Source organism: Psychromonas sp. MME1 (assembly GCF_041080865.1).
GTDB lineage: Bacteria > Pseudomonadota > Gammaproteobacteria > Enterobacterales > Psychromonadaceae > Psychromonas.
Window position 1 is genome coordinate 3,407,123 of record NZ_CP160906.1, and the last position, 25,963, is coordinate 3,433,085.

The window sequence follows — 25,963 nt, forward strand, 5'->3', positions numbered from 1 at the left end:
GCTCGTTGCTGCTATCAATTATTTTACATGTAACGATTAACTTGCGCGTAATTGCTGCGCGGCCCTAACCATATTTTCTAAGGCGGGGATCACCTCTTCCCAACGTCTGGTTTTTAAACCGCAGTCTGGATTTACCCAAAGTTGTTGTGTAGGAATACGCTCTGCCGCTTTTTCCATCAGAGAGACTATCTGGTCGACATTGGGAATGTTCGGCGAGTGAATATCGTAAACACCTGGGCCAATGCCGTTCGGGTAATTAAACTCTTCAAACACATCTAACAATTGCATGTCTGAGCGCGATGTTTCGATGGTGATCACATCGGCATCCATATCCGCAATGGCTTGCATAATATCGTTAAATTCGGAATAACACATGTGTGTATGTATTTGCGTTTTATCTTTCACGCCATTCGCACTGATGCGGAAGGCTTCGATTGCCCATGCTAAATATTGCTGCCATTGTGAACGGTGTAGCGGTAATTTTTCACGCAATGCGGCTTCATCAATTTGGATGATATCAATGCCCGCTTTTTCTAAATCTAAAACCTCTTCGCGAATCGCTAGGGCTATTTGATTACAGGTCTGTTGTAGCGGTTGATCGTCACGTACAAAGGACCAGTTTAGAATAGTCACCGGGCCTGTTAACATCCCTTTTACTTTTTTTTCTGTGAGAGATTGCGCGTAACTTGCCCATTCTACGGTCATTGCCTGTGGGCGAGATACATCGCCAAATAGAATCGGTGGTTTAACACAACGAGATCCGTAGGATTGTACCCAAGCAAATTGTGTAAAGACGAAACCCTCGAGCAATTCACCAAAATATTCAACCATATCATTACGCTCTGCTTCACCATGTACTAGTACATCTAGGCCAAGTTTATTTTGTGCATCGATACAAAAAGCGATGGTTTTTTTAATGCTATTTTTATACTGGGTTTCATTAATATCACCTAAACGTTTCGCTTTGCGTAATCCGCGAATTTCATTGGTCTGAGGGAATGAACCTATGGTGGTGGTCGGGTAGCGGGGTAGGTTTAAATAGGCTTGTTGTAATGGCTCGCGTTGCGCAATACTCTGTTTGCGTTTACCCAACTCTGGTGTGATATTGGCGAGCTGTTTCTGCACCTCAAAGTTATGTACACGGGGGCTGTTGTGGCGACTATCAATACAGAGTTTATTGTACTCAAAGGCGGTTTTAACTTCGTCCAAACCGAGGTTTAAGGCGCGCCCAATAAGATTAAGCTCTTGTAATTTTTGTACTGCAAAAGCAAGCCATGATTTTATTTCATAATCCAGTTCTTGTTCACTGTTGAGATCAACGGGAACGTGTAGTAATGACGAGCTTGGGGCAAGCCATAGGCGATCCTGCAATTGTTCATGAATCGGTGCGAGCGTGGCATAAAGTTTATTGAGATCTGTTTTCCAAATGTTACAGCCATTGATAACACCTAAGGATAATATTTTATCTTTGCCTAGATAATGAATCGCATCTGCAATCTCATTTTCTGCATTGATAGCGTCAATATGTAAACCTGCAACGGGGAGTTCACAGGCAAGTGGAAGATTATCCTTTAGCTCTGCAAAATAGGTGGTGAGTAATAGCTTCACCTTACTTTCACTGAGTGCTTGATAAGCCGTTTTTAGCGCCTCTTGCCACTGCGTTGCAATTTCTAATACTAAAATCGGCTCATCAATTTGTACCCAAGTGATATTTTTTTCTGCTAATAGCGTTAACAGTTCGGCGTAGACAGTAATAAGTTGCGGCAGTAAATCGAGTTTATTACTGTTATCTTTCTCTTTGCCTAACCACAGGTAGGTGATGGGGCCAATGATCACAGGCTTAACATTGTTATTAATTTGTTGTAGTTCGCTAATTTGTTCTAGCAACTTTTCTGCGTGTAATGAAAAATGTGTCGCGCTCGTAAATTCGGGAACAATGTAGTGGTAATTGGTGTTAAACCATTTGGTCATCTCACCTGCTTGTGTTTCACCCGATTGTGGATGAATTGCCGAACAGCAATTTTTTTTCTGTGAGCGGCCACGGGCGACACGGAAGTAGGTATCTAAATTCTGACTGTCGTTATCTTGTTTTGCCCGTTCGGGGATATTGCCAAGTAAGAAACTGGTATCGAGGACTTGGTCATAAAGAGAAAAGTCTCCCACGGTATGCAAACACAAATCTAAGGCTTGTTGGTCGAGCCAATTTTGTTGACGTAATTGTGCTGCTGTTGCTTGTAGCTGTTGTTCACTAGAGTCGCCACTCCAAAAACTTTCGAGGGCAAATTTGAGTTGGCGTTTATTGCCAATGCGCGGAAAACCGAGGTGATGTATTTTAGCCATAGTATTCATTAATCCTGTAAATTGAGATAGTCATTGATGTTATGAAGGATTGTATTTACTATTGTTCATGAAAAATAATGATTAATTACGCGTAAACAATGAGAAAATTTCATAATGATTGAGCCGTCGCATTTAAAAATCATGGTCGCATTGCATGAAAAAGGGACATTGATACAGGCTGCGGATAGTTTATGTTTAACCCAGTCGGCCTTGTCTCATCAAATCCGCTATTTGGAAAAGAAGTTAAATGTAAAACTTTGGCAGCGTTATGGGCGGCGTTTGCGCCTAACCCCCGCTGGGGAATTGTTACTGAAAGTAGCGCAACAGGTGATGCCGACGTTGACGCAAACTGAGATGACTTTAAAAGCGATGGGTGAAGGGCTGCAGGGCTTATTGCGCATCGGTGTAGAATGTTATCCCTGTCATGAATGGTTAACGCAAGTCGTGGCGCAGTTTTTACAAACTCAGGCGAATATCGATATTGATATTATTCGTCGCTTTCAATTTTCCGGTGTCAATGGACTATTAAACCATCAGGTCGATCTCTTAATTACTCCGGATTTTATCGACAATAAAAACCTGCATTTGCAGCGATTATTTGACTATGAACAGGTGCTCGTTGTGCCAATCGACCATGTTTTGGCTAACAATGAGTACATTCACCCCGAGCAACTGAGTAATGAAACGTTAATTACTTTCCCCATCGATAGAGAGCGGTTAGATATTTTTCATCTATTTCTTTGGCCTGCCAATATTGAACCTAAGGTGCATAAACAGATCGAGTCCTTAGCTATTATGTTACAAATGGTTGAACATCAACGAGGCGTGTGTGTATTACCTGAGTGGTTAGCAAACAGTTACAGCCAGCAGTATCAGGTGAAAAAAATGCGTTTAGGTAAAGTGGGTATTTTTAAAACCTTGTATGCCGCAATTAAAAAGGAAGATAAAAACATTCCATATATTGATGCTTTTATTAAACTCGGTATAGAAAATGCTGTCTAGCCATCGAAAATGCGGCTCATAGAGATGCGATGATAGTAACCCCAACCGTTAATCAAATTTAAGTTAACTTAAATTGCGGGGAGGGGCGCAAAATGGCAATATATTTTCACGTTATTAGGAAATTTTACTATTCTTAAGAGTTGAGCCTCAATCATATTGGGAAAGATAAAGGGAATTAATTCGGTGGAGTTAAAAAAATCTCAGATTCATTGCAAAAGTCATGGACATCCTTGTGCTGAGCAAATGTCCTTAGTACTTGACGCATTGCCTGATCCTGCCTTTTTATTATCACGTAGTGGTAAATATTTGGCTGTGTATGGTGGTAAAGATACCCGTTATTACCATGATGGAACTGGCTTGGTGGGGTCCTATATATCGGACTTAGTGAAAACAGAAAAGGCCAACTGGTTTATTGAAAAAATTACGGAAGCTTTGCGAAGCAGGGCATTGTTAATCGCAGAATACGAGTTGAGTAGTCGTGATGTGAAAGGATTATCGGATGAAGGCCCGAGTGAGGTTGTCTGGTTCGAGGGACGTATCCAAGCGCTCGATTTCCTTATCAATGATGAAGAGGTTGTATTATGGGTTGCCAGTAATATTTCTAGGCGGCATGCCTTGGAAATGCAACTGCGAGAGCTTAGCAATAAAGATCAGCTTACCGCTCTTTTTAATCGCAGGAAGCTAGAAAAAGACCTCACATCGCAGTTTGAAGAGTTTATTCGTTATAAAAGACCTACCTCTATTTTAATTTTCGACCTAGATAATTTAAAGCAGATAAATGATACCAATGGCCATCATGTCGGCGATCAAGCGATTATTGCCATCGCTAATACCTGCCGTGCACAGTTAAGGAAAAACGATATAGCTTATCGTTTGGGAGGTGATGAATTTGTCCTTGTTCTGCCTAATCTTGACTTGCATGAGGCAATGCAATTTGCGAGTCGATTACATGAACGTTTTAATGCGGCACTTAAAAATTTTAGTTTTGCAGGAAAATACGCGACCGTCAGTATGGGGGGGGCCACTATTTCATCTCTTGATAACTCCCATGAAAACACACTAAAACGGGCTGATGGCGCTTTGTACCAAGCTAAACGCAATGGCAAGAATCGTGTTCAATTTGCCTAGGGACTGTTGAAAATTTATGCGTTGCTTTCAAACCGCATTCAAATCTAATTTACTAACAATGACAATGTGTATGATGAATATTGTCATTGCGATTGTGATTTCTAGTTTTTTGGCATTCTTCTACCAGTTGTTCATCGCTACGCTTGAGAAAGAAAAAATGAAGCAGGCTAAAAGCAATGCAGAGTCAGCCATTGTGACCATTCAATTTTTTTATGATTTGGTGTTAGAGGAAAAATTGGATAGCCTTACCGCGAAGGAGTATGCCAAGGATGTTTTACACGATATTCGCTTTGGTAAAATGGGATATATCTGGATAAATAGCGGTGAAGGGGTGCTATTAATGCAACCTAATACCCCTCAATTAGTTGGTCTTAATCAACTAGACCGGACGGATATTAAAGGAAACTTTATTTTCAAACAATTTATAACGGAGGCTAAAAAAGGCGGCGGCTGGGTTAATTATTATTGGCCTAAACCGGGGGGGGAAACCGACTATTTAAAAATTTCCTATGTTGCTTATTTTGAGCCGTGGGATTGGGTAGTTGGGACGGGGGAGTATCTTGATGAAATGCAAGGCAATATATTAAGTGTTGTTTTTAATGCCTCTGCTTGGTTGTTGTCTGCTTTTATTGCTTTTGTCGTTATTCTATTTTTGGCTATTAATTATTACATTAGACAGTTAAGGGAAAACTCCTGTCATGACGGCCTAACCCTATTATATAACAAGCGCTTTCTGACGGAAATGCTCCCTAGAATATTAAAAAAACAGTTACGTCTTAGCGACCAACAGCTTGTTGTAACCTTCATTGATATTGACCATTTTAAGCAGATTAATGACGCCTATGGACATGATTATGGCGATAGGGTTTTAAAAAATTTGGCTGCATTGATAACGAATAAGACAAGGCCCGATGATTACTGCATTAGATATGGGGGCGAAGAGTTTGTTATTGTCGGTTTTTATCAGAACAAAGAATCGGCCTTTCATGCAATGAACGACTGCGGAAGGCTGTCTCTCGGATGGTGTGCTTTACTAAGAAAAAAAAATTCTCGATTACCATTAGTGCCGGTATTGCAATTCATGATAATAAAAATGACTTTGATGTCACGATGAAACAGGCTGATGAAATGCTTTATCTTTCTAAAAAATCGGGACGAAACTGCACTTCATTATAATGTAATAATTATTAAGTGGTTAATTGCAAATGGTTAATGTATTAATCTGCTGTCGTTGCTATAAATGCCAAGCGCTTATATTGATAAGCTTCTACTCATTCATTAAAAAGGATACGCCATGATTGATTTTGACAATAAAGGTTTTTTTAAATTAAAACAAAAGTCTGAATATGCTGAAAAGGTACAAGAGCTATTATTAGAAGATGAGCGAATCATTGATGCGTACAAATCGATGCGAGATGGGGTGGTCTTCACCAGTAAACGTATTATTGCGATTAATGTACAAGGAATAACGGGCAGTAAAAAAGATTTTACCTCTTTACCCTACAAAAATATTGTTGCTTATTCCGTGGAAACATCGGGAACATTTGACATTGATGCTGAATTAGAAATATATTTTTCTGCAATTGGTAAGGTGAAATTTGAATTTACCGGCAAAACATCCATTTTGGAAATTTCTAAAGTCATATCGGGTTACGTATTGTAATCGTTGACCATTTTAATGCGTTGGGGGAGATATGACTCTCCCCCATTTGCAACATTACAGCATATCCCGTAATTGATAGATTAATGCCAATGCTTTTTTCGGCGTTAATTCATCGGGATCAATCTCTCCAAGCGTTGTTAACACAGGGTTTTTTGCTGCCTCTGTAAAGTTCATAACCGTTTGTTCTGGTATGGCTGGATGGTTTGCCATTACGGGGGCACCTAACTCCAATTGTTGCAGCTTACGTTTAGCATTGTTGACTACCTCTTTCGGGACGCCCGCTAATGAGGCAACCTGTAAACCATAACTTTTATTTGCCGCTCCTTCCTGTACAGCATGTAAAAAGGCAATGTTATCATCATGCTCTACGGCATCCAGGTGGACATTAACGAGCTCGGGAATGGTCTCTGGTAGTTTGGTTAGTTCAAAGTAGTGGGTTGCAAAAAGTGTATAGGCTTGGATCTTTTTGGCTAACTGTTCCGCACATGCCCATGCCAGTGATAAACCATCAAAGGTGCTGGTACCACGCCCGATCTCATCCATTAAGACTAAACTATTGCTCGTTGCATTATGAAGAATATTAGCGGTTTCCGTCATCTCAACCATAAAAGTTGATCGCCCGCTAGCAAGGTCATCGGATGCTCCAATACGGGTAAATATTCTATCCACTGGGCCAATTTTTGCACTTTGGGCTGGGATGTAACTGCCGATGTGTGCCATCAATACCATCAGCGCGACTTGGCGCATATAGGTCGATTTCCCCCCCATATTGGGTCCCGTTATGATAAGCATGCGACGCTGTTCATTAAGGCTAATAGGGTTCGCAATAAAGGGGGTTTTACTGACTTGCTCTACCACTGGGTGGCGTCCCTCTTCAATATAGATACCGTTTTCGGCTTGCAAGGATGGACGAACATAATTAAGTGTTAATGCACGTTCAGCAAGATTATTTAATACATCTAATTCAGCTAATGCTTGTGCAGTGAATTGCAATTTTTGTAGATGCGGTAAAAGTAGATCAAGTAACTCTTCGTAGAGTTTTTTCTCAAGTGCGAGTGCTTTACCTTGGCTCGATAGGACTTTATCTTCGTGCTCTTTAAGCTCAGGAATAATAAAACGTTCGGTATTTTTTAAGGTTTGTCGACGCACATAGTGGATCGGTACGATATCCGATTGTGCGCGACTTGTTTCAATATAATAACCGTGGACGCGGTTATAGCCGACTTTTAAGGTCGCAATACCCGTGGCTTGCCGCTCTCTTATTTCTAATTGTTCCAGGTAATCGGTCGCCCCTTCTGCGAGGTTACGCCATTGATCTAGTTCGGCATTATAGCCCTGTGCGATAACACCGCCATCACGAATGATAACGGGAGGATTATCAATAATCGCTTTTTCTAATAGCTCTAAGAGTTCTGGATAGGTGCCCATCTCTTTACTTAATTTCACGACCAATTCAGAGGGCATATCGGCGATTAAGTGTTGCAGTTCTGGTAGTAATGCAAAGGCACAGCGTAAACGTGTTAAATCACGCGGGCGTGCCGTGCGCAGTGCTAAGCGTGCAATAACGCGTTCCACATCCCCAATCTGTTTTAATGGTGCAGCTAAATCGTCAGTTAACTCTAAATCAATTAAGGTTTGAATCATCGTTTGGCGATAATTCAAGGTATTAAAGTTACGGATGGGCTGGTGGATCCAACGTTTTAATAAACGGCTACCCATAGGAGTTACTGTCTGATCAAGTACCTGAGCGAGGGTATTATCAAAACCACCAGAAAGATTTTGCGTTAACTCTAAATTTTTACGTGTTGCCGCATCTAAAATGACACTATCAATATTTTGTTCAAGTTTAATGGACTGGATATGCGGTAGTGCGGTGCGTTGCGTATCTTTGATATATTGGAGTAATGCGCCTGCTGCGCATAGCGCGACTTCCGCTTTTTCAACGCCGAAACCGATGAGATCTTTAGTTGAAAATTGTTGTGTTAATATTTTTTTGCTAGTGGCTAATTCAAATTCCCATTCTGGACGACGGCGAATTGTCGTGAGATGGTCAATTAATGCTATTTCGGTAAAATTTTCAGGATAAAGTAATTCTGCCGGGTTCAGTCGTTGTAACTCAGCCTGTAATGTTTCTCGCTGTTCAAATTGATTGATAATGAAGCGTCCACTGCCAATATCCAAAGAGGCGATGGCAAAGGTTTCTTGATGTTGGTAAACCGCACATAACAAATTGTCTTGGCGGTCATCAAGCAGCGCTTCATCGGTGATTGTGCCGGGGGTGATAATGCGGACAATTTTGCGCTCAACGGGTCCTTTAGAGGTCGCTGGATCACCTATTTGCTCACAAATTGCAATTGATTCACCCATGGCAATTAATTTTGCTAAATAACCTTCTACACTATGATATGGAACGCCTGCCATTGGTATAGCGTTACCGCCTGTTTTACCACGTTGTGTTAGGGATATTCCTAATAGTTGTGAAGCCTTGCGTGCATCATCAAAAAAAAGTTCATAAAAGTCGCCCATCCGATAAAATAGAAGAGTGTCGGGCACTTCACTTTTGATGGTTAAAAATTGTTGCATCATCGGGGTATGTTGTTGTAACTCTTGTGCCGTTAGCTTCATAATGAATACACTTAATCAAAATTAATTGGTGGAGAAAAACTATGCTTACTGAAAAAACCGTGCAAGAACTTGCGCAAGTATTAGGTGAAAAACTTACCCAAGCAGGGTTTGTTGTCGCCACTGCTGAATCCTGTACCGGTGGAGGCGTAGCATACGCTATTACGGAAATTTCTGGAAGTTCGTTATGGTTTGATCGCAGCTTTGTTACCTATAGTAATGCAGCTAAAACAGAGATGCTTGGTGTAGATTATGATTTGATCCATGAAGTTGGCGCAGTATCTGAACAGGTTGTAGAGCAGATGGCTATCGGTGCAGTGCAACATTCCGATGCCGATATAGCCGTCGCTATTAGCGGTATTGCAGGGCCTGATGGTGGTAGTTTAGAAAAACCTGGTTGGCACTGTCTGCATCTCTTGGTATAACGCTCATTCCGGTAGCAAAACGGCAAGTTATCTGTTTGTCGGAGATCGTTCCGATATACGAGTTCAGGCGATACGTCTTGCATTACATGGTCTGATCGAAATTATTTAAAAGAAATGCAAAAAAAACTTGATACTGTATAGTTGGACAGTATACTGTTTGGTTATACAGTAAGGCACCTATTTTATTTGGAGAACACATGAGTCAGGATACAAACAAAGATAAAGCATTAGCTGCAGCACTTGGTCAGATTGAAAAGCAATTTGGTAAAGGATCAATTATGCGTTTAGGCGATGGTTCAGCGGCAATGATGGAGATTGAATCTGTTTCAACTGGCTCACTCGGTTTAGATGTCGCATTGGGTATAGGCGGATTACCATTTGGACGTGTTGTGGAAATTTATGGCCCAGAAAGTTCAGGTAAAACTACATTAACATTACAAGTGATTGCCGAAGCGCAAAAAATGGGTAAAACCTGTGCCTTTATTGACGCGGAACATGCACTTGACCCTATCTATGCTAAAAAATTAGGTGTCGATACTGATAGTTTACTTATTTCTCAGCCAGATACCGGCGAGCAAGCACTCGAAATTTGTGACATGTTAGTCCGTTCGGGCGCGGTCAACGTGGTGATTATTGACTCCGTTGCAGCTTTGACACCCAAAGCTGAAATAGAAGGGGATATGGGTGATTCACACATGGGCCTACAGGCTCGTTTGATGTCACAAGCATTACGTAAATTAACGGGTAATATTAAGCAAACAAACTGCTTGGTTATCTTTATCAACCAGATTCGTATGAAAATAGGTGTGATGTTTGGTAACCCTGAAACAACAACCGGTGGTAATGCACTTAAATTTTATGCCTCGGTGCGCTTAGATATTCGTCGTATTGGCGCAATTAAAGATGGTGATGAAATAACTGGTAATGAAACTCGCGTTAAGGTTGTTAAGAATAAAGTATCTCCACCGTTTAAAGAGGCTAATTTTCAAATTCTATATGGCGAGGGTATTAATCATACCGGTGAACTTGTTGACCTTGGTGTTAAACTTGATTTTGTCGAAAAATCAGGATCTTGGTATGCTTATAATGGGACTAAAATTGGTCAAGGTAAGAATAATGCCTGTAATTATTTGCGAGAAAATCCGGAAATTGCTAAAGAACTTGATACGAGAATACGTGAAGCGTTAATGCCGAAGGTTGAGAAAACGGAAAAAGCGCCAGGAAAAGAGGCCATCACAGAGTAATAACTGTTTTAAACATAGGCGTGATAGGTCACGCCTATGTTGTATATAAATTTGCTATTCATTGCTCTAAGCCGCATAACCTTCTTATTACCACACACTCTTTTTTACGCTTTATAAAAATCAGTCATGCCCCTCATAAATTGTAAATGGTTTGCACATTTTCTACGATCTAGCCTAAAATTGTTATCTATGCGATTCTTAATAGTTGATGGAAGACGATGAAAAATAGCCACTTTTACCTAATATTAACCCTCTTTTTTTGTTCCTTTTCGCTGTTTGCAGAAGATTCTGACCTCTTCTATGAAACACAATCTTCATTATCGTTACAGCTTGCCGAAATTGAAAGAGCAGATGATGCCGATAAATCATTTTTAGAGGATGTGTTAAGGCGCAAAAACAGTGCCTTTAGGGAGCAAATTGCCCCGCTAGTTAAAACTGAATTGCATGATCAACAGTTAAATAAGATTGTTATGATGCAATTGAAGCTGCTAGAGGCGTTATTATCGCAGGGGCATCATCAGTTAACGGATTTGATGAAAAAAAGCCGTCAAGTAAGTGGTGATGATCGGCTTGAATATATACTGCAGGCACAAAAACGTAGTAATACGATGGACATTGACTATCAGCAGCTCGCACAGACCTTGCAGTGGGCTGATCTGCGTAAAATGGAAGTCGTTGATGATGCAAAGATGATGCATGATGAGCTGGTAAAAAGAGCTGATTTTTTAACCAATACTATTTTATATATCCGTTCACAACAAGAGTACATCGAACGTCGCTTAAAACTTGTTAGTCAGGAAGACGCCGCAGAGTTACACCTGGATATGGCTCGTTATAGAGAGCGTATTGGTATGCTTGTGGTCAGTTTAAGTAAAAGTGTTGAGCTGATGGGTGCGTTGGATATTGATAGTACCGAATATAAGCAGTTACTGCTTTCTGTCACTGGGGATATCAATGCCGATGTATTAGATTATGATGTGGCATTAGGGATCTTTGATGAGTGGGTAACTAACTTTAAAGCGTGGCTTTTTGATAATTCGCCTTCCATTGTCGTTAAATCATTTATTTTTGTTTTTATCTTGTATATCGCGCATTTATTTTCAAAAACGTTGAAAAAAATTGTGCGTAAAAGCATCGTACATTCGAAGATGGATATCAGTGTCTTGATGCAGGACTTTTTCTCTTCGATTATATCTAAAATGATCATGTTCATCGGCCTGCTGGTGGCTTTATCGCAATTGGGTATCGAATTGGCCCCCTTGTTAACTGGCTTCGGTGTCGCGGGGTTAATCATCGGTTTTGCATTACAGGATACGCTATCAAATTTCGCTTCTGGGTTGATGATCTTAATTTATCGTCCCTATGATGTTGGTGATATGGTTAAAGTCGCTGGGTTTCAGGGCATAGTGAAAAATATGAGCTTGGTCTCTACTACAATTCAAACTGTTGATAATCAACGTTTAATTATTCCAAATAATAAAATTTGGGGAGATGTGATTAATAATATTACCGTTGAGAAAGTGCGTCGTATCGATCTGGTGTTTGGGATTGGTTATTCAGACGATATTGATAAAGCTAAAAAAGTATTAACAGAGATATTAACTGAACATGAAAAAGTGCTGGATACGCCAGCAGCGGTGGTTAAATTGCATACATTAAACACCTCTTCAGTCGATTTTGTGGTTCGTCCTTGGGTGAAAACGGATGATTACTGGAATGTTTACTGGGATATTACAGAAAGTGTGAAGAAGCGTTTTGATCAGGAAAATATTTCCATCCCATTCCCACAACAGGATGTACATTTGTATAAGCATGAAATTAGCGAGTTATGATTATCCTTTGTCGATAGTTCCTCGAAAGCCTTGCCTAGGAATTTATCTAGGTAAGGCATACAGCCCGTTATAATTTTTACTTCGTCGTAACAATTACTTGAAATTAAATAAAAGTGATGTAGATCGATACTTTCCACTCTTCTAGCTCCGTGTTATATTGGCAGCCTTTAAAATTTAACCCATTTGCTGTTTTATTGAACGCTTGTAAAGTAGCGAACTAGATTTGGAATCACTCATGACCATGATTAAATCGACGTCTGAAATTCGCCAAGGATTTTTAGATTTCTTTGCTAAAAAAGGCCATCAAACTGTCAGCAGTAGCTCACTAGTGCCAGATAATGATCCTACCTTGTTATTTACCAATGCAGGTATGAATCAATTCAAAGATGTATTCTTAGGTACTGATAAACGTAGCTATACCCGTGCAACATCAAGCCAACGTTGTGTGCGTGCTGGTGGTAAGCATAATGACTTAGACAACGTCGGCTACACGGCACGCCACCATACTTTTTTTGAAATGCTAGGAAACTTTAGCTTTGGTGATTATTTTAAACGTGATGCGATTAAATTTTCATGGGAATTTCTAACAGAAGAGTTGAAGTTACCTGTGGAAAAATTATGGGTGACGGTATTTGATGAAGATTTAGAAGCAGAAAAAATTTGGATCGATGAAATTGGTGTTGATCCTGCGCGTTTATCTCGTATCGGCGCAAAGGATAATTTCTGGTCAATGGGCGATACCGGTCCCTGTGGCCCATGTAGCGAAATATTTTATGATCATGGTGAACATATTTGGGGAGGGCCTCCAGGTACACCAGAAGAAGATGGCGATCGCTACATTGAAATTTGGAATTTAGTTTTCATGCAATTTAATCGTCACTCAGATGGGACGATGGAAAATTTACCTAAGCCTTCCGTTGATACTGGCATGGGCCTTGAGCGTATTTCTGCAATTTTGCAAAATGGGCACTCCAATTATGATATCGACCTATTCCAAGGTTTAATTAAAAAAGTAGCGGAAGTGACTGGAGCAAAGGATTTACAGGATAAATCATTACGCGTTGTTGCCGATCATATTCGCTCCTGTGGTTTTTTGATCGCCGACGGTGTGATGCCTTCGAATGAAGGGCGCGGATATGTATTGCGTCGTATTATTCGCAGAGCGGTACGTCACGGTCATAAATTGGGCGCGCCAGACGTTTTCTTTTTCAAAATATACGAAGAACTTATTACGCAAATGGGTGATGCCTACCCAGAGTTAAGTAAGCAACGTGTTTTTGTTGAAAAAATATTACGTTTAGAAGAAGAACAGTTTGCTAAAACGTTGGATCGTGGCCTGCAGATCTTAGACAACGCGTTAGAAAACCTTGAAGGTAATGTGATCCCCGGTGATGTGGTGTTCAAACTTTATGATACCTATGGTTTTCCTGCTGATTTAACCGCAGATATTGCCCGTGAACGCGAGCTTACCATCGATCAAGCTGGTTTTGATAAAGCGATGGATGAACAACGAACTCGTGCACAACAGGCTAATAATTTTGGCACTGATTATAACAATGTGTTAAAGATTGAAGAGCAAACTGAGTTTGTTGGTTATCAAACTTTAGCAATATCAGGACGAGTAATTAAACTGCTTAAGGATGGCGAAGTTGTTAATGCCATAGCAGCAGGAGATAACGCGCAAGTCATTCTTGATAACACCTCTTTTTATGGAGAGTCGGGTGGTCAATCGGGAGATATGGGCGAGCTTATTTTTGATAATGGGGTCTTCGTTGTTACGGATTGTAAGAAAGCGGCTGATGCAGTATTACACATCGGTTATTTAAGCACCGGTTCATTAACTGTGCAGGATACGGTTAATGCGCAGGTTGACCAAGAAAGACGAAAATTGATTGCCCTTCACCATTCAGCGACTCACCTATTACATGCTGCATTACGCCGTGCTTTGGGTGAGCACGTGACACAGAAAGGCTCTCTCGTTGAAGCAGATAAACTGCGTTTTGATTTCTCGCATTTCGAAGCATTAAGCGAAGGGACTTTAGCGCAGGTAAGCTTTTTAGTGAATGAAGCGATTCGTAATAACTTTGACATTGTTACTCAATCGATGGATATCGAAGAGGCGAAAAAAACCGGAGCAATGGCGTTATTTGGTGAAAAATACGATGACTTGGTTCGCGTAGTACAGATGGGTGATTTTTCAACAGAGCTTTGCGGCGGTACACATGCTCAGCGTACAGGTGATATGGGCATGTTTTTAATTCGCTCGGAATCTGGTATCGCAGCGGGTGTTCGTCGTATTGAAGCTTCTGTTGGTGCTCCTGCTGGTGAGGTTGTTGCCGACATTTTAAATGAAGTAAGTAAAGCCTGTAGCTTAGTGAAGGGTGATCATTTTACATTGGGCGAAAAAATCACTCAGGTATTAGACCGTAGTAAACTACTTGAAAAAGAGATTGCTCAGTTAAAAGCTAAAATAGCGAGCTCTGCCGGTGCTAATTTGACTGATAACGCATTAGAAATTAATGGCGTGAAAGTGGTGGTCGCCAATATGGAAGGTATTGATCCCAAATCGTTACGTGATAGTGTCGATGAGATAAAGAATAAATTACAATCTGTTATCGTATTGTTAGCGACAGCAGTCGGTGAAGATAAAGTCAGTATCGTTGCCGGAGTGACAAAAGATTTGACTGCAAAAGTCAAAGCTGGTGACTTGGTTAATTTAGTTGCCACTTGCGTTGGTGGTAAAGGGGGCGGTCGCCCAGACATGGCTATGGCGGGTGGTACTAACCCACAAGCGCTCAATGATGCATTAGCATTAGTTGAACCTTGGTTAGCAGAACGTTTATAGCAAAATAGCTGCCTTTAACCGGGCAGTTAACTAGTAGAAAGGCTGAGAAATAATCATGGCGTTAATAGTTCAAAAATACGGCGGCACTTCAGTTGGTAATGTCGAAAGAATAAAAATAGTTGCTGAAAAAGTAAAAGCAATGAAAGAAGCGGGTAATGATCTCGTTGTTGTATTGTCCGCAATGTCAGGTGAAACCAATCGTATGATTGCATTAGCTAAAGAGTTGCACCATACACCAAGCGCAAGAGAGATGGATGTGCTACTGACTACGGGTGAACAAACCACCATTGCGTTATTGTCAATGGCATTGCATAGCATCGGTGTTGATGCGGTATCGATGACGGGTGATCAAGTTCGCCTAAAAACCGATAGTAGCTTCAGTAAGGCACGTATTTTAGATGTTGAAACCAAGAATATCGAGGGGCATTTAAAGCAAGGGCGTGTCGTTGTAGTTGCTGGTTTTCAGGGGCGTAACGAAGATAACCATATAACAACATTAGGACGTGGTGGTTCTGACACTTCTGCGGTGGCTATTGCTGCTGCTCTTAAAGCAGATGAATGCCAAATATATACGGATGTGGATGGTGTTTATACAACCGACCCTCGTGTTGAACCTAATGCACGTCGTCTAGATAGAATAACATTTGAAGAGATGTTAGAGATGTCTAGTTTGGGCGCGAAAGTATTACAGATTCGTTCAGTGGAGTTTGCTGGTAAATACAATGTGCCATTGCGTGTTTTATCCAGTTTTAAAGATGGTGGCGGCACATTAATTAGTTATGAGGAAAATAAAATGGAATCTCCAGTAATTTCAGGCATTGCCTTTAATAGAGATGAGGCGCGTTTAACACTATCTGGTGTGCCAGATCAACCGACGGTAGCGGCACAAATTCTTTCACCAATTGGTGAAGCGAATATCGATATCGATATGATTGTTCAAAATACCGTCGGTAACGGTAAAACAGATTTCACATTTACTGTGCATCGTGATGATTATCAACAAGCTAAGGAACTTTTAGAAGCTGTGTGTGTCTCATTAAAAGCAAATGCAGTGCAAGGCAATAATGAGATAGCAAAAGTGTCTATTGTTGGCGTTGGAATGTGGAACCACCCTGGCGTTGCGAAAACAATGTTTGAGACCCTAGGTCAAGAGGGAATTAATATTCACCAAATAGCAACCTCTGAAATTAAAATATCAGTACTTGTTGATAGTAAATATTTAGAGTTAGCTGTTCGTGCGTTACACAATGCATTTAATTTGGCCAACGAACCAATTGAAGAGAAATAATTTAATTTTCTCCGCAAATAAATATGAATTTTAGAATAGATTAGTCCATACTAAAAAGCTATTTAGATGGATAATATAATATAGGAGCAGGATATGCTGATATTAACTCGTCGAGTTGGTGAAACTTTGATGATTGGGGATAATGTTACCGTTACCGTTTTAGGTGTAAAAGGTAATCAGGTACGCGTCGGTGTAAATGCGCCAAAAGAAGTATCTGTTCACCGTGAAGAGATCTATATGCGTATACAAGCTGAAAAAAATGCGAGTTCATATAGCGAATAACACGCTGTGAATTAAATATTCTAAGAGCCTACGGGCTCTTTTTTTTTGCCTAGAGAATGGTTTTACCGTTCGCTCTAATTGGCTGTTGCGATTGAATACAGTGCAATTACAAAAAAAATGGTTTAATAGTAGCTTATTTGTTTATTTAACCATCAAACGGAAAAGAGTCATTAAAAAAAGTTTGACTTGTTTTCATAAGACAGTAATATGTGCGCCACAAGACGACGGTGGGGTGGCCGAGTGGCCGAAGGCGCTCCCCTGCTAAGGGAGTAACGGGTTTATAGCCTGTTCGAGGGTTCGAATCCCTCCTCCACCGCCATTCTTGTAGATTCTTAAAGCGGGTGTAGCTCAGCTGGATAGAGTACCTGGCTACGAACCAGGCGGTCAGGGGTTCGAATCCCTTCACCCGCACCATCTCTTTTGCAGGATATGGTTAGCGCTAAGAATCGAATGTAAAACAAAAAATAAAGAATATCGCGGCGGGTGTAGCTCAGCTGGATAGAGTACCTGGCTACGAACCAGGCGGTCAGGGGTTCGAATCCCTTCACCCGCACCATCTCTTTTGCAGGATATGGTTAGCGCTAAGAATCGAATGTAAAACAAAAAATAAAGAATATCGCGGCGGGTGTAGCTCAGCTGGATAGAGTACCTGGCTACGAACCAGGCGGTCAGGGGTTCGAATCCCTTCACCCGCACCATTCTTATAAGCTTACTTCGGTAAGTTTTTTTGTTTACAGAGCTCAATAATATTAATCCCATTAATATTATGCACCATGCGGGTGTAGCTCAGCTGGATAGAGTACCTGGCTACGAACCAGGCGGTCAGGGGTTCGAATCCCTTCACCCGCACCATATTTTCTTTTGCCACACCAACCCCTATTAATCCCCTTTGCTAACATTTCAATTTGCTACACGTAATGGCGCATCCTATAATAATACCAATCGGAATAAATAGCTGATCTATTTTACTGGTTAAAATAACTTACTTTTTTGTTGTAAGTTTCGCAAAGGGAACAACCATTTGTGTCAACTTACGCCTCAAATTAAGCCATTTTTCCTGCGCAAAATTTAGATCACATACTTAATTATTCAATGATGCGCCTTGCTCTCCATCCTTTTTCCCTGCAAGCCATGACCATCCTATTATGCGAATAGGTATGAGTCATTCATCGGTTTGGCGCAAATGGTTCTCTTTTGATAAGGAAATTTAATGAATTTAGGTGCGCAGTTATATGGCTTTAAAGAAGAAGAGTTGAAAATGAGGCCGGAAAAAGTGTTTAAGGCTATTGCTGATATCGGTTATCAAGCTGTGGAAATGCCTTTTGTACTTGAAGCTTCTTCATTATTAAATGAGTACGATTTAACATGTTCTGCCTTGCATATCGGCTCAGAGGGGCTGTTAAACTATGTTGAACTTCTCGACTATTTGGACCGCCATGATTGTGCTAATTTATGCGTTTCTGGTCCATTAGGTTGGCATGATCGTAGTTTAGAAAATTTTAGCGCGACATGCTCCATTATTAACAAGGCGGCAGAAGAATTTAAGGTTGCGGGTGTTAAGGTGCATTATCATAATCATGACTTTGAATTTTTAAAGTCGACGCGTAATGATATCACCCCCTTTGATATTCTTAATAAGGAGTTAGATATTACCAATGTGGGATTATGTGTCGATATCGGTTGGTTGCATTTAACGGGAATCGATCCCGTTCTCTTTTTAAAAGAGCATGCGAGTAGGATTTCATATTTACACCTAAGAGATTTTGCTCAGGGGCGATCTGTTGCGTTAGGTGAGGGGGAGGTTAAGCTTCTTCAGATAATGAAGACTTTTGACTTACTGAGCGATTTGCAGTGGTTGATGGTCGAGTTTGAACCAACGGATAATGCTTATCAATATTTTGCAAGGAGTGAGCGTTTTTTACGTGCGAATCATATTTGTTAATATCAATTAGTGGATATATTGCACGAGGGGAATTACCACGCAGAACTGGTTTTGAGCTAGCACCCCGTAGGTGAAGAAAAATAGCACCAATCTGCTTTGTTATAAAATCTCGATGTAGAATAACTATGCTGCAAATTTTTGCCTCGCATCTCGGCACTATTTTTCCTTTTATAGATTATTAGTAAAATTGAATGGTGAATATTTATTTGTTTTTATTGCATACTTGTTTTGTTTTTTTGTGTCTCAATAATATTCTCCATGTCTACTAATGTCTGATCTTTATTCGTGACAATCATCACCTAATTACAACATAAATTTGCTTTTTTCAAAGTAATCATTAGCTTTAAAAAAGCTTGTAATTGTTAATGTTTTAAGCTCTTTGAGGCTGTTTTATCTATACTTCCAATTTAATAGAAAATCCCGTATGATAATTTGTTTTTGAAACTCAGTTTAATTTCTTAATTCTTATTTTTTATAGGGTTATTAAGAGGTTAAGGTATGTTTATTAGGCTTTTTTAGCCTAAAAGTGGTGAGTTAGCTTTTTTATTCACCCTTTATTGCAGGTGATATTGTAGAGGAAGTGTGAATAATTATTCATTCACCTCTGTTTGTTAACAGGCATTTATTATGTACAAAAAGGATAATTACTATGGATGTTACTGAGTCATTATTAGAAGCATTAGTGTTAATGGGCTTAGGTATGGGCTTTGTGTTTCTGTTTTTAGGTTTATTGATGGTTGTCGTTAGCTTGATGGCAAAATATACGCCCGCAGATCTGCCCGTGACGAAAAAGGCCGTGCAAGGTGGTAACAATACCGCTGCCAATACGCAAATTAGCCCTCAATTAATTGCAGCAATGACTACGGCTGTGCAGCAATATCGCAAATCAACTGCACAATAAAGGAATATGAACTATGGAGAACGTGAAAATGGCGAAGCCTTTAGCAATAACAGAAGTGGTGCTGCGTGATGCGCACCAATCATTGTTTGCAACCCGAATGCGTATCGATGATATGCTACCGATTGCAGAAAAATTAGACAAAATGGGGTACTGGTCTTTAGAGACTTGGGGCGGTGCAACATTTGATTCGTGTATTCGTTATTTAGGTGAAGATCCATGGGATCGTATCCGCGCATTAAAAGCGGCCATGCCAAACACGCCACAGCAAATGTTATTACGCGGTCAAAATCTATTAGGTTACCGTCACTATGCCGATGATGTTGTTGAAAAATTTGTCGAACGAGCACATAAAAATGGCGTCGATGTGTTTCGTATCTTTGACGCGATGAATGATGTTCGTAATTTTGAAACTGCGATTAAGTCTGCCGTTAAAATTGGCGCGCATGCACAAGGTACAATTTCTTACACAACCAGCCCTGTTCATACTATTGATAACTGGGTTGATATGGCGAAACGCCTTGAAGATATGGGCAGCCATTCTATATGTATTAAAGATATGGCGGGTCTGTTAAAGCCATATGAAGCAGAAGAGCTAATTACAAAAATTAAAGCGAGTACCAATATACCACTGGCGTTGCATTGTCATGCAACGACGGGATTAAGTCTTGCTACACAGCAAAAAGCGATTGATGCGGGTATTGATATTATCGATTCTGCAATTTCTTCAATGAGTATGACCTATGGCCATTCGCCAACGGAAACACTTGTTTCAATTGTTGAAGGGACAGAGCGAGATACCGGACTTAACCTTCCTCAATTAGCTGAAATATCATCATATTTCCGAGAAGTACGTAAAAAATATGTGAAATTTGAAGGGGAATTAAAAGGCGTTGACCCACGTATTTTAATCGCTCAAGTTCCTGGCGGTATGCTGACAAATATGGAAAGCCAACTTAAGCAGCAAGGTGCTGCAGATAAGATGGATGACGTATTAAAAGAGATCACCGTTGTACGTAAAGATCTGGGTTATATTCCCTTGGTTACACCAACATCACAAATTGTTGGCACACAGGCGGTTATTAACGTTTTAATGGGTGAGCGCTATAAAAATATCACTAAAGAGACTGCTGGTGTATTAAAAGGCGAATATGGTGCCGCTCCTGCTCCATTTAATGCCGAGCTTCAAGCTAAAGTACTTGACGGTGCCAAGGCAATCACTTGTCGTCCTGCTGATAATCTTGCACCAGAGATGGATCACCTTGTTAGTGAGCTCAAAAAAGTGGCTGCTGAAAAAGGTATTACATTAGCGAAAGAAGAGATTGATGACACGCTAATTTATGCTTTATTCCCTGAAATCGGCCTCAAATTCCTAGAAAATCGTAATAACCCAGATGCTTTTGAACCTGTACCAAGCGCGGATGATCTATTACCAGCTGCGCCAGTGAAGAAAGGTAAAGCGGAAACTTACTCCGTTGCTGTTGATGGTCAATTATACACCGTACAGGTTGGCCCTGAAGGTAGCATTAGCGGTATCACTGCTTCAGCTGCACCAGCACCTGTTACTAATGTTGCATCTGCATCAACGAGCGGTACAGGTGAAGATCTTCCTGCACCACTTGCGGGTAATATTTTCAAACTACTTGTTAAGCAAGGCGAACAAGTTAATGAAGGTGATACGCTGCTCGTTATGGAAGCGATGAAAATGGAAACAGAAATTCGAGCAACTAAATCAGGCATAGTACAAGCCATTTTAGTTAAAGAAGGTGATTCTGTTGCAGTGGGTGAAGCCCTCTTTACAATAGGTTAAGGAAGTAATTAAGTGGATGGATTAACGACACTTTGGAATGATACGGGCATTGCTCACTTTGAGTGGCCCGGATTAGTTATGATGGCAGTTGGTGCTTTACTGTTATATTTAGCAATCGTGCGGAAGTTTGAGCCTTTATTATTATTACCTATTGGTTTTGGCGCAGTATTAGCCAATATTCCCAATGCCGGTTTTACTGAAGAAGGTGGTATGCTTTATTACATTTATCATGTGGGTATTGAAACGGGTGTATTTCCGTTAATTATCTTCATGGGTGTTGGGGCATTAACTGATTTTGGCGCTTTGATTGCTAACCCTAAAACTTTGCTATTGGGTGCTGCTGCGCAGTTTGGTATCTTTGCGACCCTGTTTGGCGCGATTTTACTTAATCTTGTACCAGGTTTTAATTTTAGCATGGCTGATGCGTCGGCTATTGCAATTATTGGTGGTGCCGATGGCCCTACGGCGATATTCTTAGCTTCAAGACTTGCACCCGATTTACTCGGTGCGATTGCGGTTGCTGCTTATTCCTATATGGCATTGGTACCAATCATTCAGCCCCCTATCATGCGTGCATTAACGACACCAGCGGAGCGTGAAATAAAAATGGAACAGTTGCGTCCAGTAAGTAAAAAAGAGAAGATCATTTTCCCACTTGCTGTACTTTTTTTAACTATTCTATTTTTACCCGCAGCAACGCCATTAGTCGGTATGTTCTGTCTTGGTAATTTAATGCGAGAATCAGGGGTTGTGGATCGTTTAAGTTCCACCGCTCAGAATGAGTTAATTAATATTGTAACCATTTTCCTAGGCTTAGGCGTGGGCTCTAAACTATCTGCAGATAAGTTTTTAAACTTAGAGACCTTAGGTATTTTGGGATTAGGTGCAATAGCCTTCTCTATTGGTACGGCTTCTGGCGTGTTAATGGCGAAAGCGATGGGGCGCTTTTCAAAAAGTCCTATCAATCCTTTAATCGGTGCGGCAGGTGTTTCTGCTGTGCCTATGGCTGCGCGTGTAGCTAATAAAGTTGGATTAGAAGCTAATCCCCATAACTTTTTGTTAATGCATGCAATGGGGCCTAATGTAGCAGGGGTGCTTGGTAGTGCCGTTGCTGCTGGTGTATTGCTAGCGCTAGTTGGCTAAACGACTATTAAATATCGGTTAGTGTAAAAGGCCACTTAATAAAGTGGCCTTTTTTATTGGAGTTTGAATGTGTGGTCTGAATATATCACTCTCTTTTTTAGTGGTTTAATTTCATCAACACTCTTTCCGGTGGTTGGAGCTATTGTTGATTTATTATGTAAAAAACGCACCACAGCATGCCTTTGGATATTTATTAGCGGGAAGTATTGGTAATACATTGGGGGCGGTTATTACCTATTTTATGGGGTATTATTTTTATTGGGGGCGGGATAAAGCTCAACATAAATATATAAGATTAACGGCATTTTGTCGACGTTATGGTGCTCCTGCGCTATTACTTAGTTGGTTACCCGTTATTGGCGATCTATTACCCTTAATTGCAGGGTGGTTTAAGCTGCGGATAATGCCCTGTTTGATATTTATTTTTCTTGGCAAAGCGCTACGATACGGCATAATTATAGTTTCGACACTATATTTTCTATAAAATTGCATATTAGCTGCTTTTTAAAGTATGCTGAGATTTATTTTAACCACCTGAAAGGGGTTTACCTTGTCTCTTGATTTTCAGCAAAAATTAGCTTTTCTAGCTCAACAACCAGAAGCATTGAGTCAATTTGGTCGCGGTATTGAGCGTGAAGCATTACGTATCAAATCTGATGGCAAATTATCTTCAGATAAACATCCCGATGCCTTTGGTAGCGCCCTTTGCCATGAATCAATCACCACTGATTTTGCCGAAAGTTTAATGGAATTTATCACGCCTGTTGCCAAAGATGTCCCGCAACTATTTAATTACTTAAATGATATTCACCATTACAGTGCTAAAAATTTAGCGGCAGATGAGATGCTCTGGCCTATTAGCATGCCCTGTTATGTTGAAAAGGAAGATAACATTGAGCTTGCCCAATACGGTAGCTCTAATGTAGGTTTAATGAAGACAGCCTATCGGCAAGGGTTGAAAAATCGTTATGGCTGCATGATGCAAGTGATTGCAGGTGTGCATTATAATTTTTCATTACCGAGCGCATTTTGGCCTGTTTGGTCACAGATGCATGGCGCTGATTTAACGCCGCAAGAGGCGCAGTCAGCGGGGTATTTTGCTTTAATCCGTAATTATATGCGTTTTGGTTGGATCATTCCTTATCTGTTTGGTGCATCACCTGCGATTTGCAGTTCTTTTATTCAAGGCAAAGAAACACCTTTACAGTTTAAAAAGTTGGCTAAAGGGACTATCTATTTACCCTATGCAACCTCTCTACGTTTGAGTGATTTAGGTTATACCAATAGTTCGCAATCTTCTTTAAATATTTGTTATAACAGTTTAGAAAATTATCTTGCTAGTGTTTCCGAAGCTTTACATAAAAAGTCCCCTGAATTTAAAGCATTAGGAATTAAGAAAAATGGCAAATACATTCAGCTAAATGACAATGTACTGCAAATAGAAAATGAGCTGTATGCATCGATTCGTCCTAAAAGGGTGCAAAAAAAAGGTGAAACACCATCACAGGCTTTGCATGCTCGTGGTGTCGAATATGTTGAAATTCGCTCTTTAGATGTCAATCCATTTTCTAAAGTAGGGATCACCGAAGAGCAAGTGAACTTTTTGGATTTATTTTTAACTTGGTGTGCGATTACCCCTTCTGATGAGATAAACGAGGCGCAATCAACCCATTTACGCACTAATTTCAGTCAAATAGTGACTGAGGGGCGTCAACCCGATTTACGGCTTGCCATTAATGGAAAAGAGCAAAGTGTATCGGCGTGGGGCGCGGAGATAATGGCGCAATTAATGGATCTGGCCAGCGTTTTTGATAAGCAGCAAAATGTCAGCCACTACGAGCAAGCCATTGCGCATATCGCAGAGTACTTCCGTCAGCCAGAATTAACTAATTCCGCGCGAGTATTAGATAAACTGCTAGCGGCTAATGTTGATAATGGTATCTTAGCTTTGTCGCTGGCAAAAGAATATAAAATAGCGTTATGCGAGCAGGGGTATCAGCTATGGTCGGATCAATATTTTGAGCAACAGCGTTTGGCTTCGCTTGAAAAACAGCAACATATCGAGCAGCAGGATACGCTTAGTTTTGATCACTATTTGCAACAATATTTTACGAATGCAGAAACATATTAATTGATAATAGAATAGGTTTAAATATGGTAAATAAAAAGATCCTTTTATCTTTACTCTTGACCCTCTTTGTGACGGCATGTGCAACGCCGCCACCGAAAAATCCGGATAATATTTGCCATATATTTTTTGAAAATCGCGATTGGTATGAAGCCTCCAAGGATATGAATAAAAAGTGGGGGACACCGATCCACGTACCGATTGCGATGATGTACCAAGAGAGTAGTTTCAAGCATGATGCTGCACCTCCCATGCAATATTTTTGGTTTATTCCAATTGGTAGAGCAAGTGATGCCTATGGTTATGCGCAGGCTAAAACGATGACTTGGGATGATTATAAACGTGAAACGGGGATTCATGGGCAAGCCGTGATGATTTTGCCGATGCCGTTGATTTTATGGGCTGGTTTACCAGTAAAACGCATAAAGTTAATGGTATTTCAAAGTGGGATGCCTATCGCCAGTATCTTAATTACCATGAAGGCTGGGGAGGTTATAAAAAGCAAAGTTATAACAAGAAACCTTGGTTAATTAAAGTAGCTCGTAAAGTAGATAATCGTGCAAAACAGTACTCAAGCCAATTAAAGGGTTGCCAAGAGAACTTAGATTCAAGCTGGTTATGGCGACTGTTTTTTGCCTAACCCGTGACGGATATTCATTCATTAAAAGAAGGAAATGAGATGCCATTACTCGATAGTTTTACTGTTGATCATACAATTATGAACGCTCCAGCAGTACGCATTGCTAAAAAAATGCAAACACCTGGAAAAGATACTATCACTGTCTTTGATTTACGTTTTACAACGCCCAATAAAGAGATGCTTTCTGAAAAAGGTATTCATACACTTGAGCATCTATATGCGGGCTTTATGCGTGATCATTTAAATGGTGAGCACGTTGAAATTATTGATATTTCGCCAATGGGATGTCGTACAGGTTTTTATATGAGCTTGATTGGTTCGCCTAGTGAGGCTGATGTTGCTTCTGCATGGTTAGCCTCTATGCAGGATGTGTTGAAGGTGCAAGATCAAAAAGATATTCCTGAGTTAAATGAATACCAATGTGGTACCTATTTAATGCACTCGCTCGAGGAGGCGCAAGCAATCGCTCGCGCTATTATTGAAGCGGGTATTGGTACTAATAAGAATGAAGATATTGCCTTAAGTGAAGCGCAGTTACAGCAGCTATAATTTCATTAATCGTACTTATACCAATCCCTATTATTGTCTGATTGCGTAATAAGTACGATTTTCATCTCAGGTGAAGTAGCTTTAAGTATGAGATCTAAATTTTGCGCAGGAAAAGTGACTTAATTTGAGGCGTAAGTTGACGCAAATGGTTGTTCCCTTTGCGAAACTTACAACAAAAAAGT

Annotated in this window: 20 protein-coding genes, 5 tRNA genes and 1 pseudogene; 24 read left to right on the plus strand and 2 right to left on the minus strand. The window is 40.4% G+C overall.

What is annotated here, in order from left to right; translation table 11 throughout:
* Positions 1–36 precede the first annotated feature (36 nt).
* The gene (metE, locus tag AB2N10_RS15560) at positions 37–2,340 is read right to left on the minus strand and encodes a 5-methyltetrahydropteroyltriglutamate--homocysteine S-methyltransferase (protein WP_354623283.1); all 2,304 of its coding nucleotides are present in this window, start codon (positions 2,338–2,340) and stop codon (positions 37–39) included.
* Between the two features lie 114 nt (positions 2,341–2,454).
* Here metE and AB2N10_RS15565 point away from each other — a divergent pair, with 114 nt between their 5' ends.
* The 4 genes from AB2N10_RS15565 (at position 2,455) to AB2N10_RS15580 (ending at position 6,133) form a co-directional block, all read left to right on the plus strand.
* Positions 2,455–3,342, plus strand: a complete 888-nt coding sequence (locus AB2N10_RS15565) for a LysR family transcriptional regulator (RefSeq protein WP_369434078.1) — start codon at positions 2,455–2,457, stop codon at positions 3,340–3,342.
* Between the two features lie 243 nt (positions 3,343–3,585).
* Positions 3,586–4,470, plus strand: coding sequence for a diguanylate cyclase (locus tag AB2N10_RS15570; protein ID WP_354623477.1), 885 nt, complete (start codon positions 3,586–3,588; stop codon positions 4,468–4,470).
* Positions 4,471–4,540: 70 nt separating this feature from the next.
* Complete coding sequence (locus tag AB2N10_RS15575; RefSeq protein WP_369434079.1) at positions 4,541–5,584, plus strand: cache domain-containing protein; 1,044 nt, start codon at positions 4,541–4,543, stop codon at positions 5,582–5,584.
* Between the two features lie 180 nt (positions 5,585–5,764).
* The gene (locus tag AB2N10_RS15580) at positions 5,765–6,133 is read left to right on the plus strand and encodes a PH domain-containing protein (protein ID WP_354623287.1); all 369 of its coding nucleotides are present in this window, start codon (positions 5,765–5,767) and stop codon (positions 6,131–6,133) included.
* Between the two features lie 54 nt (positions 6,134–6,187).
* Here AB2N10_RS15580 and mutS read toward each other — a convergent pair whose 3' ends face one another.
* A complete protein-coding gene (mutS, locus tag AB2N10_RS15585) occupies positions 6,188–8,758 on the minus strand; it encodes a DNA mismatch repair protein MutS (RefSeq protein ID WP_354623288.1) in 2,571 nt (856 codons plus the stop codon).
* A 41-nt stretch (positions 8,759–8,799) separates the two neighbouring features.
* On the opposite strand from mutS, the gene AB2N10_RS15590 reads away from it, so the two are divergent.
* The 20 genes and pseudogenes from AB2N10_RS15590 (at position 8,800) to luxS (ending at position 25,781) form a co-directional block, all read left to right on the plus strand.
* Positions 8,800–9,180, plus strand: coding sequence for a CinA family protein (locus AB2N10_RS15590; protein WP_369434080.1), 381 nt, complete (start codon positions 8,800–8,802; stop codon positions 9,178–9,180).
* Positions 9,167–9,289, plus strand: a complete 123-nt coding sequence (locus AB2N10_RS15595) for a hypothetical protein (protein ID WP_369434682.1) — start codon at positions 9,167–9,169, stop codon at positions 9,287–9,289. Before AB2N10_RS15590 ends, AB2N10_RS15595 begins: the two co-directional genes overlap by 14 nt.
* A gap of 88 nt (positions 9,290–9,377) precedes the next feature.
* On the plus strand, positions 9,378–10,424 hold the full coding sequence (recA, locus tag AB2N10_RS15600; protein ID WP_354623290.1) for a recombinase RecA: 1,047 nt from the start codon (positions 9,378–9,380) through the stop codon (positions 10,422–10,424).
* Between the two features lie 218 nt (positions 10,425–10,642).
* Positions 10,643–12,256 (plus strand): mechanosensitive ion channel family protein, encoded by a 1,614-nt coding sequence (locus AB2N10_RS15605; protein ID WP_354623291.1) that lies wholly within the window; start codon positions 10,643–10,645, stop codon positions 12,254–12,256.
* A 241-nt stretch (positions 12,257–12,497) separates the two neighbouring features.
* A complete protein-coding gene (gene alaS, locus AB2N10_RS15610; RefSeq protein ID WP_369434683.1) occupies positions 12,498–15,101 on the plus strand; it encodes an alanine--tRNA ligase in 2,604 nt (867 codons plus the stop codon).
* A 55-nt stretch (positions 15,102–15,156) separates the two neighbouring features.
* Positions 15,157–16,389, plus strand: a complete 1,233-nt coding sequence (locus AB2N10_RS15615) for an aspartate kinase (RefSeq protein WP_354623292.1) — start codon at positions 15,157–15,159, stop codon at positions 16,387–16,389.
* Positions 16,390–16,482: 93 nt separating this feature from the next.
* Positions 16,483–16,671, plus strand: a complete 189-nt coding sequence (gene csrA, locus AB2N10_RS15620; RefSeq protein WP_354623293.1) for a carbon storage regulator CsrA — start codon at positions 16,483–16,485, stop codon at positions 16,669–16,671.
* A 226-nt stretch (positions 16,672–16,897) separates the two neighbouring features.
* Positions 16,898–16,990, plus strand: a tRNA-Ser gene (locus tag AB2N10_RS15625).
* A gap of 18 nt (positions 16,991–17,008) precedes the next feature.
* A tRNA-Arg gene (locus tag AB2N10_RS15630) sits at positions 17,009–17,085 on the plus strand.
* Between the two features lie 65 nt (positions 17,086–17,150).
* Positions 17,151–17,227, plus strand: a tRNA-Arg gene (locus AB2N10_RS15635).
* A 65-nt stretch (positions 17,228–17,292) separates the two neighbouring features.
* A tRNA-Arg gene (locus tag AB2N10_RS15640) sits at positions 17,293–17,369 on the plus strand.
* 77 nt (positions 17,370–17,446) lie between these two features.
* Positions 17,447–17,523 (plus strand) — tRNA-Arg (locus tag AB2N10_RS15645).
* 358 nt (positions 17,524–17,881) lie between these two features.
* Positions 17,882–18,613 (plus strand): sugar phosphate isomerase/epimerase family protein, encoded by a 732-nt coding sequence (locus tag AB2N10_RS15650; protein ID WP_369434081.1) that lies wholly within the window; start codon positions 17,882–17,884, stop codon positions 18,611–18,613.
* Positions 18,614–19,262: 649 nt separating this feature from the next.
* On the plus strand, positions 19,263–19,514 hold the full coding sequence (locus tag AB2N10_RS15655; RefSeq protein ID WP_354623295.1) for an oxaloacetate decarboxylase subunit gamma: 252 nt from the start codon (positions 19,263–19,265) through the stop codon (positions 19,512–19,514).
* 28 nt (positions 19,515–19,542) lie between these two features.
* Positions 19,543–21,321 carry a sodium-extruding oxaloacetate decarboxylase subunit alpha gene (oadA, locus tag AB2N10_RS15660; protein WP_354623479.1) on the plus strand — a complete coding sequence of 593 codons (1,779 nt, stop codon included), beginning with the start codon at positions 19,543–19,545 and terminating at the stop codon, positions 21,319–21,321.
* 12 nt (positions 21,322–21,333) lie between these two features.
* The gene (locus AB2N10_RS15665; protein ID WP_369434082.1) at positions 21,334–22,464 is read left to right on the plus strand and encodes a sodium ion-translocating decarboxylase subunit beta; all 1,131 of its coding nucleotides are present in this window, start codon (positions 21,334–21,336) and stop codon (positions 22,462–22,464) included.
* A 145-nt stretch (positions 22,465–22,609) separates the two neighbouring features.
* Positions 22,610–22,948: a VTT domain-containing protein gene (locus AB2N10_RS15670; RefSeq protein WP_354623296.1), complete on the plus strand. Its 339-nt coding sequence runs from the start codon at positions 22,610–22,612 to the stop codon at positions 22,946–22,948.
* 66 nt (positions 22,949–23,014) lie between these two features.
* Complete coding sequence (gene gshA / locus AB2N10_RS15675; protein WP_369434083.1) at positions 23,015–24,595, plus strand: glutamate--cysteine ligase; 1,581 nt, start codon at positions 23,015–23,017, stop codon at positions 24,593–24,595.
* Positions 24,596–24,618: 23 nt separating this feature from the next.
* Positions 24,619–25,232 (plus strand): annotated as a pseudogene (locus tag AB2N10_RS15680) (hypothetical protein).
* 39 nt (positions 25,233–25,271) lie between these two features.
* Positions 25,272–25,781: an S-ribosylhomocysteine lyase gene (gene luxS, locus AB2N10_RS15685; protein ID WP_354623298.1), complete on the plus strand. Its 510-nt coding sequence runs from the start codon at positions 25,272–25,274 to the stop codon at positions 25,779–25,781.
* Positions 25,782–25,963 lie beyond the last annotated feature (182 nt).

What these genes read in the sequence shown, in the direction of transcription:
- metE (WP_354623283.1), bottom strand. Translation starts at nt 2,340, where the DNA reads ATGGCTAAAATACATCACCTCGGTTTTCCGCGCATTGGCAATAAACGC.
- AB2N10_RS15565 (WP_369434078.1), top strand. Translation starts at nt 2,455, where the DNA reads ATGATTGAGCCGTCGCATTTAAAAATCATGGTCGCATTGCATGAAAAA.
- AB2N10_RS15570 (WP_354623477.1), top strand. Translation starts at nt 3,586, where the DNA reads ATGTCCTTAGTACTTGACGCATTGCCTGATCCTGCCTTTTTATTATCA.
- AB2N10_RS15575 (WP_369434079.1), top strand. Translation starts at nt 4,541, where the DNA reads ATGATGAATATTGTCATTGCGATTGTGATTTCTAGTTTTTTGGCATTC.
- AB2N10_RS15580 (WP_354623287.1), top strand. Translation starts at nt 5,765, where the DNA reads ATGATTGATTTTGACAATAAAGGTTTTTTTAAATTAAAACAAAAGTCT.
- mutS (WP_354623288.1), bottom strand. Translation starts at nt 8,758, where the DNA reads ATGAAGCTAACGGCACAAGAGTTACAACAACATACCCCGATGATGCAA.
- AB2N10_RS15590 (WP_369434080.1), top strand. Translation starts at nt 8,800, where the DNA reads ATGCTTACTGAAAAAACCGTGCAAGAACTTGCGCAAGTATTAGGTGAA.
- recA (WP_354623290.1), top strand. Translation starts at nt 9,378, where the DNA reads ATGAGTCAGGATACAAACAAAGATAAAGCATTAGCTGCAGCACTTGGT.
- AB2N10_RS15605 (WP_354623291.1), top strand. Translation starts at nt 10,643, where the DNA reads ATGAAAAATAGCCACTTTTACCTAATATTAACCCTCTTTTTTTGTTCC.
- alaS (WP_369434683.1), top strand. Translation starts at nt 12,498, where the DNA reads ATGATTAAATCGACGTCTGAAATTCGCCAAGGATTTTTAGATTTCTTT.
- AB2N10_RS15615 (WP_354623292.1), top strand. Translation starts at nt 15,157, where the DNA reads ATGGCGTTAATAGTTCAAAAATACGGCGGCACTTCAGTTGGTAATGTC.
- csrA (WP_354623293.1), top strand. Translation starts at nt 16,483, where the DNA reads ATGCTGATATTAACTCGTCGAGTTGGTGAAACTTTGATGATTGGGGAT.
- AB2N10_RS15650 (WP_369434081.1), top strand. Translation starts at nt 17,882, where the DNA reads ATGAATTTAGGTGCGCAGTTATATGGCTTTAAAGAAGAAGAGTTGAAA.
- AB2N10_RS15655 (WP_354623295.1), top strand. Translation starts at nt 19,263, where the DNA reads ATGGATGTTACTGAGTCATTATTAGAAGCATTAGTGTTAATGGGCTTA.
- oadA (WP_354623479.1), top strand. Translation starts at nt 19,543, where the DNA reads ATGGCGAAGCCTTTAGCAATAACAGAAGTGGTGCTGCGTGATGCGCAC.
- luxS (WP_354623298.1), top strand. Translation starts at nt 25,272, where the DNA reads ATGCCATTACTCGATAGTTTTACTGTTGATCATACAATTATGAACGCT.